This is a genomic window from Polaromonas sp. (assembly GCF_039932935.1).
Lineage (GTDB): Bacteria > Pseudomonadota > Gammaproteobacteria > Burkholderiales > Burkholderiaceae_C > Polaromonas.
Genome location: NZ_JBDTPB010000132.1, coordinates 1 through 9,293 on the forward strand (window position 1 = coordinate 1; position 9,293 = coordinate 9,293).

Sequence of the window (9,293 nt, forward strand, 5' to 3'; positions counted from 1 at the left end):
GGCGTCTACGGCACCGACACCGGCCGCATGTGCGTGGCCGCGCTCAACAGCAAGAACATCGACTACGTCTGCGCGGCCATTGCCAAGGTGGTTTGACCCCTGTACAGGTGGCGTCCGAGCGCTTTGTCGCTGAGGCGCTTGAGAATCGCTTCAGCCGAGCGATTCTCGAGCGCCTGCCATCTCTCGACTTGCCGGATGCCTGGCTGGTCGCCGGCTGTCTGTTCCAGACTGTCTGGAATTTGCGTTCGGACCGGCCGCCAGCGTACGGCATCAAGGATTACGACGTTTTCTATTTCGACGCGACCAACCTTTCGGCAGCCGCAGAACAGGCCGTTCAGCGTCGTGCTACGGCGCTGTTCACCGATCTGACCTGTCGAGATTGAGGTCTGCAACCAGGCACGCGTCCATCTCTGGTATCCCGGGTATTTTGGCCTGCCTTACCCACAGTTGCAGTCGTCTCGCGACGGCATCGACCGCTTCCTGGTCGCCTGTACTTGTGTCGGCATCGATGCCGAGCACCGGCTCTACGCATCGCAACGGCTCGACGACCTCTATGCAGGCCGACTCCATCCGAACCCGGCCTGCGATCACCGGGAATTGTTTCGAGCCAAGGCAGCGAGCTACCAGGCTCGCTGGCCTTGGCTCACATTGGTCGAAAGCGGCGCCTAAGCGGCTGTTGCCGCTTCGCGGCCACCTCATGCCCTGCCGGACACCACAGTCCTGTCGGCGCGCCTACCTTGAGTTGGGCCGCCAATGCCTCCTGCAGACGCTTTGTACGGTGCTGCCCCGCACTGTCTGGTGCTACGCACGCTGAGGTGGGGCGACGGTGTCCGACCGGTACTGCCGCAGCGCGAGGCCGAGGAAAAGCGCTATGTTCAGGCTCAGCCAGTTCGCGCCTGAACTGTGCGTGATCACGTTCTGCGTCAACGAAGCGAGCGCCAGACCGAGGCAAACAATCATGCCGAGCGTCGGCCACGGATTGTCGTCGGCACGGCCGACTCCACCGAACCGATAAAACACGCAAAACGGACCGAATAGCAGAACCAGCAAGCCGGCCAATCCAAGCAGGCCGCGTTTGGCCATGGCATCGAGATATTCGTTGTGGGCAACTCCGAAACTGCCAGCATAAGGACTTAGCTCGCCCCGGCTAACCTGCGCCTCACGAATTTCGCGATAGCCTTGGTTGCCGACACCTAACCACGGCGACGACCTAAAGATGTCCCAAGCATTCTTGAAATTTTCGATTCGTGAGCCGTTGCTGCTGGCGCGTCCGTGGGCCGCATGCGACGAGTCGTATAGCGACACCTCATCGATTGCCTGACTACTACGCTCGACGATATGCGCGCGCATCTGAATCATGACGGCAGCCGTCGCGCAAATCACCAAGGTGGCCAGCAATATCAAGCGTAGACTCGGCAGGCAGCGACGCGACAGCGATAGAGCTAGCGGCAAGGCGACAAGCGACATCAGCGCGGTCAGCGAGCCCGAGAGCACGCAAGCGGTAAGCGCTGCGACCGCACCGACAACATGCCACCGCAGGCGCCCACGCTCACCGCAGCAGTTCTGCGCGGCGATCACCGCGTTGAACATCGCCACCTGCGCGGACAGTACGCCAAATTGAATTGGGTTCATGAAACCGCCGACACGCATCGCATCATTGGCCACACGATCAAACAGCGCATAAGCCAACGCCACCAGCGCAGCCAGCAGGATCGCAGCACGCACAACCCCGGCGTTGAGACCAGCATGACCCAACGCCAACAGCAGCGCGACACCAACGGCATAACGCACGGGCTTGTCGAATTCGCGCAACGCCGCGCCGTGACAAATCATGTTCAGCGCAAACAGGGAAAGATAGATAGCAAAGCAGATCGCTGTTGCAAAGATGGCGCGCCGGGCGCCGGCCGCATCAGCAAAAGGTTCGGCCCTGAATTTGGCTGCCCAGAGCGCCGCTACAGTTCCCAGCAACAGCCAGGCCGCTGGATAGCCCCAAGGCAAAAACATCGCCGGAATCATGGCGGCAAGAACGACGGAGACCAAAACAGTCGGGACGGAAGAGGCTGACACGGGCATGGAATTAATTAACCTATTTGCTCCCATTATCATGAGGAACCTGCGAAAAGCAGGCGCTTCTGTGGTTTACCGCCCACGCCGCCAGCTAGCGGTTCACCCCCACACGACCGACCGCATTGAAATCGACCCGGCCTGAAAGCTGGTGTTGAAAAACCGCATCGGCTCCTTCGCGTCGGCCGCGCCCGCTGCGTACAACAGCGGCAGGTAGTGTTCGTGGGTGGGGTGGGCCATTTTGGCCACCTGTCCCAGCTTCATGAAGTTTTGCAATGCATCCAGGTTGCCTTGCTGCAGATAACCACCCGTCGTCTGGTCAAACTCCAGCGCCCAGTCGTAGGCCTGGTTGCCGGATGCGCCGCGCTGCATCTGACGCAGGTTGTGCACGATATTGCCGCTGGCCACGATCAGGACGCCGCGCTCGCGCAGCGCCTTGAGCTGCCGGGCCAGCGCATAGTGCTCATCGGGGGCGCGGCTGTAGTCCATGCTGAGCTGAATCACCGGAATGTCGGCATCGGGAAACATGGGCTTCAGAACCGACCAGGCGCCATGGTCGAGCCCCCACTCGCTTTCGTCCAGCCCAAGGGGCGTCGACGCCCGTTGCCGCACCAGCTGACTGATGGCCTGGGCGGCAGCGGTGTCGCCAGGCGCAGGGTATTGCTGGTCAAACAACTCCTGCGGAAACCCGCCGAAGTCGTGGATGGTTTTAGGCTGGGCCATGGCGGTCAACCACCAGCCCTCGGTAAGCCAGTGGGCGGAGATGCAAAGAATCAGCTGCGGCTTCGGCCGTTTGGAGCCAAATTCGGCCCCCATCGCTTGCCAGCTGCGCCGGTATTCGTTGTCGCCGATCGCATTCATGGGACTGCCGTGGCCCACAAAGAGCACCGGCATGCGGTCGGATTTTTTCAACGAGGGCAAGCGGTCAAGCGCGGCAACGTCAAGGGGGGAAAGCATGTTCTTGTCCTGTAGGGCGTAATACCAGGCCGGCATTTACCGGCTAGGCCGAAATGGTAAGCCTTGGCGCATTTCCGCGGGCGACAGGGTGTATCGCCGCCAATCGGCGAGTATTTTTTCGGCACTTCGGCGGTAAAACCGTGAATACGGCCCGATATCCCCTCTTTTTCGCCGCGTTATTGGTGCTTATCCTCAAAACGGCTTGGCACACGCCTGTTATATTGCACTGCAACATACTGTGATTTAACCGAAAATCATTCATAACCAAGGTTACCCCCATGCTGTACCAAGTCTACGAAACCCAGCGCACCTTGATGGAGCCCTTTGTCGATTTTGCGCAGGCCGCCGCCAAGCTGTACGGCAACCCGTTGTCGCCGTTGGGCCAGAACCCATTTGCCCAACGCGTGGCAGCCGGTTACAGCCTGATCTATCGCCTCGGCAAAGACTACGAAAAGCCCAGCTTCGACATCAAGACCCTGGAAGTAGACGGCACCGAAATCGCCATCCACGAACGCGTGGAAATCGACAAGCCATTTTGCGAACTGCGCCGGTTCAAGCGCTTTTCTGACGACACCCACGTTTTGTCCCGCCTCAAGGGCCAGCCCGCCGTGCTGATCGTCGCGCCCCTGTCCGGCCACTACGCCACCTTGCTGCGCGACACGGTCAAGACCATGCTCAAGGACCACAAGGTCTACATCACGGACTGGAAGAACGCACGCACCGTGCCGCTGTCCGACGGCTCTTTCCACCTCGACGACTATGTCAACTATGTGCAGGAATTCATCCGCCACCTGCAGGCCACCTACGGCAATTGCCACGTCATCAGCGTGTGCCAGCCCACGGTGCCGGTGCTGGCAGCGGTCTCGCTGATGGCGTCGCGCGGCGAAACCACCCCGCTGTCCATGGTGATGATGGGCGGCCCCATTGACGCGCGCCTGTCGCCCACGGCTGTCAACAACCTGGCCATGAACAAGAGCTACGAGTGGTTCGAGAACAATGTGATCTACCGCGTGCCCAGCAACTTCCCGGGCGCGGGCCGGCGCGTGTACCCCGGCTTTCTGCAGCACACGGGCTTCGTGGCCATGAACCCCGACCGCCACGCCACCAGCCACTATGACTACTTCAAGCACCTGATTGCAGGCGACGACGCCAGTGCCGAGGCGCACCGCAAGTTCTACGACGAATACAACGCGGTGCTCGACATGGATGCCGACTACTACCTCGACACCATCAAGACGGTGTTCCAGGAGTTCAAGCTGGTCAACGGCACCTGGGATGTCAAGAACTTGGACGGCGAACTCGAACGTGTGCGACCCGAAGACATCAAGACTACCGCCCACTTCACCATCGAGGGCGAACTGGACGATATCTCCGGCTCCGGCCAGACCGAGGCCGCACATGGTCTTTGCAAAAACATTCCCAAGGCGCTGCAAAAGCACCTGGAAGTCAAGGGCGCGGGCCACTACGGAATTTTTAGCGGCCGCCGCTGGCGCGACATTGCCTACCCGCAGGTCAAGGCCTTTATTCTTGAGAACAATCGGGCTCCAGCCCAATCCAAGCGTGCGCCAGCAGCTACTAAAACAATAGCAAAATCTGCGAACCCAGCGACAGTGAAACCTGCTGCAAAAACCTCCGTAAAACCAGCAGCAACGCCAACGCGCAAGCCGGCCGTGAAAAAGACGACGCGCAGCAAGAAAGCCTGAAAAGTCCGGCAAGACACGGGCTGCCGGGCCACGGCTGATACGACAATAGGCCAGTGAACCAACCCGTTAACAGCCCCCTTGCTGAGCGCATCAACGCCGCCCTGCCCCAAACACAGTGCACCCGCTGCGGCTACCCGGACTGCGCAGCGTATGCCCACGCCATGGCCTCAGCCGAGGCCGACATCAACCAGTGCCCGCCGGGAGGCGCGGAGGGCGTACGGCGCCTTGCAGACATCACCGGCCGCCCCATCCGCCCCCTGAATCCCGCCAACGGCGTGGAAGGCCCGCGCGCTGTCGCGATCATCGATGAAGTGTGGTGCATCGGCTGCACGCTGTGTATCAAGGCCTGCCCAACTGACGCCATCATGGGCAGCAACAAAACGATGCACACCGTGATCGAGCCCTGGTGTACGGGCTGCGAGCTATGCATCCCCGTTTGCCCGGTCGATTGCATCAGCCTGGAAAACGTCACCGGCGACAGGACCGGCTGGGCGGCCTGGTCGGCAGAAGATGCCGGTATCGCGAAGGCGCGCTACGAGTCGCGCCGCGCGAGAGAGCAAAAAATCGCAAGCGCCGCGGGAAAGTATCCTGTGAAAAGCGCCAACGCCGATGCGGCCCTGTCAGGAGCAGCTTCGCCCGCACCTGCTCGCTCGAAAGACGACCCTGCCGTAGCGGACCGAAAACGCGCGGTCATTGAAGCCGCGCTGGCTCGTGCCCGGGCGCAGCGCGAACAAGGCGGCAGCGGAAAGAGCTGAACCGGCGACTCAGCCCAGCGCGGCGAATGCCTTGATCACTTCGGGCGGAGCCTGCACCATCTCGATCAGCACACCCTCGCCCGACACGGGAAATTCGTCGTTTGACTTGGGGTGCAGAAAACAGATGTCAAACCCGGCGGCCCCCTTGCGGATGCCGCCGGGCGCAAAACGTACGCCCTTGGCCGTCAACCATTCCACGGCTTTGGGCAAGTCGTCAATCCACAGGCCCACATGGTTGAGCGGTGTGGTGTGCACCGCCGGTTTTTTCTCCACGTCCAGCGGCTGCATCAAGTCGACTTCAACCTTGAAAGGGCCGCAGCCAATCGCGCAGATGTCTTCATCTACGTTTTCGCGTTCGCTCACGAAATTACCGGTGACTTCCAGGCCCAGCATGTCGACCCACAGCGTTCGCAGCCGGTCTTTGCTGGTTGCGCCAATGGCGATCTGCTGGATGCCCAGCACCTTGAAAGGACGTGTCATTTTATTTTCCTCAATGAACAATCACTGCCACCGTCGACCCGGGGTGACAAGCGCAGAAGGTCTTCTACAGGCAGGAGCCGCGGAACCGGCGTTGCCGGCCACAGGCGCAGGGTACCCCCGGGAGGGCAGGAAGCTATGCGAAACGAGCGACCGGGGGGGCCGCATTCACTGAAACTCCACGATCGGCTGATCGACGCTGAGCGATTCGCCCTTGGCCGCAAGCACCTTGCCGACCACACCGTCGGCCACCGCAAACAGCACGTTTTCCATCTTCATGGCCTCAATCACTGCCACGCGCTCGCCGGCCTGCACTTTCTGGCCCACCTGCACGGCCACATCTACCAGCAAACCGGGCATGGGCGACAGCACAAAACGGCTCATGTCCGGCGGCGCCTTGTAGGGCATCAGGGCGTGCAGTGCAGCCGCTCGTGGCGACAGCACCAATGCGTCCAGCCGGGTCCCGTTATGCGCGATGCGAAAGGCCAGCGGATTGCGTCCCACGCCGCGCTCAACCTGCGCGGCAAACGGCTGGCCGTTTACCGTGCCACGGATACGCGCACCACCCAGATGCCAGTTGCTACAAATTTCATAGCTGCTTGCGCCCGTGTCTATTGCGCTGGAGCCCGTTTTTGCTACGTAGTCGCGCACCGTCACCGGGTGCTGCGTGTTCTGCCCCGCAGCGCCCAGCCCGACCACCACAAATTGCTCGCCCACCGTGACGCCATGGCCGGGCATCTGGCCGCTGATGCCGGCTGCGCGGCCCAGCTGACGGCGGTTGACATAAGCCGCCAGGGCCACCAGGAAAGCCGGATCGTCGTGCGGCACGTCTTCGGCATGAAAACCCTTGCTGTAGTTTTCGGCGATGAAGCCGGTGTTGAAGTCGCCGGCCACAAATTTGGGGTGCGCCAGCAAAGCCGCCTGGAAAGGAATGTTGCTGGAGATACCGCGAATGACAAAACCGTTGAGCGCCTCGCGCATTTTGGTGATGGCGTCCAGCCGGTCTTTGCCGTGCACGATGAGCTTGGCGATCATCGAGTCATAGAACATCGGTATCTCGCCACCATCCTGCACGCCGGTGTCCACACGCACGCCATACAGCTGCGAAGTGTCGGCCGCAAACATCGTCTCCTTGGGCGGCTGAAAACGCACCAGCCGGCCTGTGGAAGGCAAAAAGCTGCGGAACGGGTCTTCGGCATTGATGCGGCATTCAATCGCCCAGCCGTTGCGCTGCACATCTTTTTGCGCGATCGGGAGTTTCTCGCCGGCCGCCACGCGAATCATCAGCTCCACCAGGTCCAGGCCGGTGATGCATTCCGTCACCGGGTGTTCTACCTGCAAGCGGGTGTTCATCTCGAGGAAGTAAAAACTCTGGTCCTTGCCGACGACAAATTCGACCGTGCCGGCGCTCTGGTATTTCACCGCCTTGGCCAGCGCCACCGCCTGCTCGCCCATGGCCTTGCGCGTGGCGTCGCTGATGAAGGGTGATGGCGCTTCTTCGATCACCTTCTGGTGGCGCCGCTGGATCGAGCATTCACGTTCATTGAGATAAATCACATTGCCGTGGCTGTCGCCGAGCAACTGGATTTCGATGTGGCGAGGTTCCTCCACAAATTTTTCGATGAAAACGCGGTCGTCACCAAAACTGTTGCGCGCCTCGTTGCGGCAGGAGGTGAAGCCCTCGAAGGCCTCCTTGTCGTTAAAGGCCACGCGCAGGCCCTTACCACCGCCGCCCGCACTGGCCTTGATCATCACGGGGTACCCAATGCCCTTGGCAATCTCCACCGCTTTTTCCGCCGTTTCAATCGCGTCATTCACACCGGGAATGCAGTTGACTCCCGCCGCACCGGCCAGCTTCTTGGACTCAATCTTGTCGCCCATGGCGGCAATCGAATAGTGCTTGGGGCCGATGAAGACGATGCCTTCTTCTTCCACCCGCTTGGCAAAGCCCGCGTTCTCGCTCAGAAAGCCGTAGCCCGGGTGCACCGCCTGGGCGCCGGTCTGCTTGCAGGCTGCAATGATCTTGTCGGCTTGAAGGTAGCTGTCACGGCTGGGCGCCGGGCCGATGTGCACAGCTTCGTCTGCCAGCTCTACGTGGCGCGCATCCTTGTCGGCATCTGAATACACGGCGACAGTTTGGATGCCCATCTTGCGGGCAGTCAGGATGACACGACAGGCGATCTCGCCGCGGTTGGCTATCAGTATTTTTGTGAACATGGTGGTTTTCCGTGATTTGTCTCTATCGGCAATGCGTTCAGTATTCACCCAGCAGCCAGCCTGAGAGACACGCAAAGTATTCACGCGTCCAGGCGTTGTAGCGCATGTAGAGCGGTGTCGGCGCGCCGGCGGCCTGGACGTTGCTCCACCCGGCTCTGGCTGCAATCCAGCCGGCGCGTGCGGTATGAAAGTCACTGGTGACCAGAAGCATGGGCGAGTCGCGCCCTATGCCCCGGCCTTCCAGCAACCGTGCGGAGAACAAAAGGTTTTCGTACGTGCTGGTGCTGCGGTCTTCCAGCGCGATGCGGCTGCCATCCAGGCCGTGCGCGGTCAGGTAGTCGGCCATCACGCGGGCTTCAGGGATGTCCTGGCGAAAGTCCGCTCCGCCGCTGACGACCACTGCCGCCCTGGAATGTTGGATGGCCAGTTGTCCAGCGAGGTCAAGCCTTTGGGCCAGGGTGGGTGAAGGTTTAGCATTCGGCGTGCTGGAGCCCAGCACGATGATGGCTGCGGGTTCAAAGCCGGCGCCGGCCACCGGCTTCTGAGCCTGCATGAAAGCAAAAAATGCGAGGAGAGACAAAAGCCACACTGCGAATCCAGCAAGCGCCAAGTGCCAACCCCAGATTCGCCAGCGGCGCGCTTGCACCCACACCTGCCACCGGGGCCAAACCAGTGCCAGCGCTGCCATGGCCAGGCCAATGCACGCAGGCACGATCACGCCGAAATGCGTGACCTTGACGGTGGCCAGCCAGACACTGTCGAGCACCAGCGCAGTGCCCAGCACCAGTGCCAGCCAGCGCAGCGCGCCCCACTTTTCGCGCGGGGGAATCAACGATGCGGTCATGGCCTGCATGTCAGAGCGGGATGTTCCCGTGCTTGCGCCACGGGTTCTCAATCTTCTTGTCCCGCAGCATCACCAGCGAACGGCAAATGCGCCTGCGGGTTTCGTGCGGCAGGATCACGTCGTCGATAAAGCCGCGCGCACCGGCCACAAAGGGATTGGCAAAGCGGGCCTTGTATTCGGCCTCTTTGGCGGCCAGCTTCGCCGGGTCGCCTTTGTCCTCGCGGAAGATGATTTCCACCGCGCCCTTGGCGCCCATCACGGCGATCTCGGCGTTGG

Annotated in this window: 8 protein-coding genes and 1 pseudogene; 3 read left to right on the top strand and 6 right to left on the bottom strand. The window is 61.3% G+C overall.

Translation table 11 applies throughout. The features are described from left to right. Positions 1-92 precede the first annotated feature (92 nt). Positions 93-669 (top strand): annotated as a pseudogene (locus ABI546_RS19930) (nucleotidyltransferase family protein). A gap of 132 nt (positions 670-801) precedes the next feature. Here the strand turns inward: ABI546_RS19930 and ABI546_RS19935 are convergent. Both ABI546_RS19935 and ygiD read right to left on the bottom strand, forming a co-directional pair. After that, complete coding sequence (locus ABI546_RS19935; RefSeq protein ID WP_348049472.1) at positions 802-2,073, bottom strand: O-antigen ligase family protein; 1,272 nt, start codon at positions 2,071-2,073, stop codon at positions 802-804. Between the two features lie 93 nt (positions 2,074-2,166). Beyond that, entirely contained in the window at positions 2,167-3,021 is an 855-nt protein-coding gene (gene ygiD, locus ABI546_RS19940) for a 4,5-DOPA dioxygenase extradiol (protein ID WP_348049474.1), read from the bottom strand. 278 nt (positions 3,022-3,299) lie between these two features. On the opposite strand from ygiD, the gene phaZ reads away from it, so the two are divergent. After that, a complete protein-coding gene (gene phaZ, locus ABI546_RS19945) occupies positions 3,300-4,724 on the top strand; it encodes a polyhydroxyalkanoate depolymerase (RefSeq protein ID WP_348049476.1) in 1,425 nt (474 codons plus the stop codon). A gap of 53 nt (positions 4,725-4,777) precedes the next feature. Continuing rightward, the gene (gene rsxB, locus ABI546_RS19950) at positions 4,778-5,479 is read left to right on the top strand and encodes an electron transport complex subunit RsxB (protein WP_348049478.1); all 702 of its coding nucleotides are present in this window, start codon (positions 4,778-4,780) and stop codon (positions 5,477-5,479) included. 9 nt (positions 5,480-5,488) lie between these two features. Here the strand turns inward: rsxB and ABI546_RS19955 are convergent, their stop codons facing one another. The 4 genes from ABI546_RS19955 to ABI546_RS19970 form a co-directional block, all read right to left on the bottom strand. Beyond that, positions 5,489-5,959, bottom strand: coding sequence for a VOC family protein (locus tag ABI546_RS19955; RefSeq protein ID WP_348049480.1), 471 nt, complete (start codon positions 5,957-5,959; stop codon positions 5,489-5,491). Between the two features lie 165 nt (positions 5,960-6,124). Next, on the bottom strand, positions 6,125-8,173 hold the full coding sequence (locus tag ABI546_RS19960) for an acetyl/propionyl/methylcrotonyl-CoA carboxylase subunit alpha (protein ID WP_348049482.1): 2,049 nt from the start codon (positions 8,171-8,173) through the stop codon (positions 6,125-6,127). Between the two features lie 37 nt (positions 8,174-8,210). Beyond that, entirely contained in the window at positions 8,211-9,026 is an 816-nt protein-coding gene (locus tag ABI546_RS19965; RefSeq protein WP_348049484.1) for a YdcF family protein, read from the bottom strand. A 1-nt stretch (position 9,027) separates the two neighbouring features. Further along, positions 9,028-9,293: carboxyl transferase domain-containing protein (locus ABI546_RS19970; protein ID WP_348049486.1), on the bottom strand; the 266-nt coding region annotated here is incomplete at its 5' end.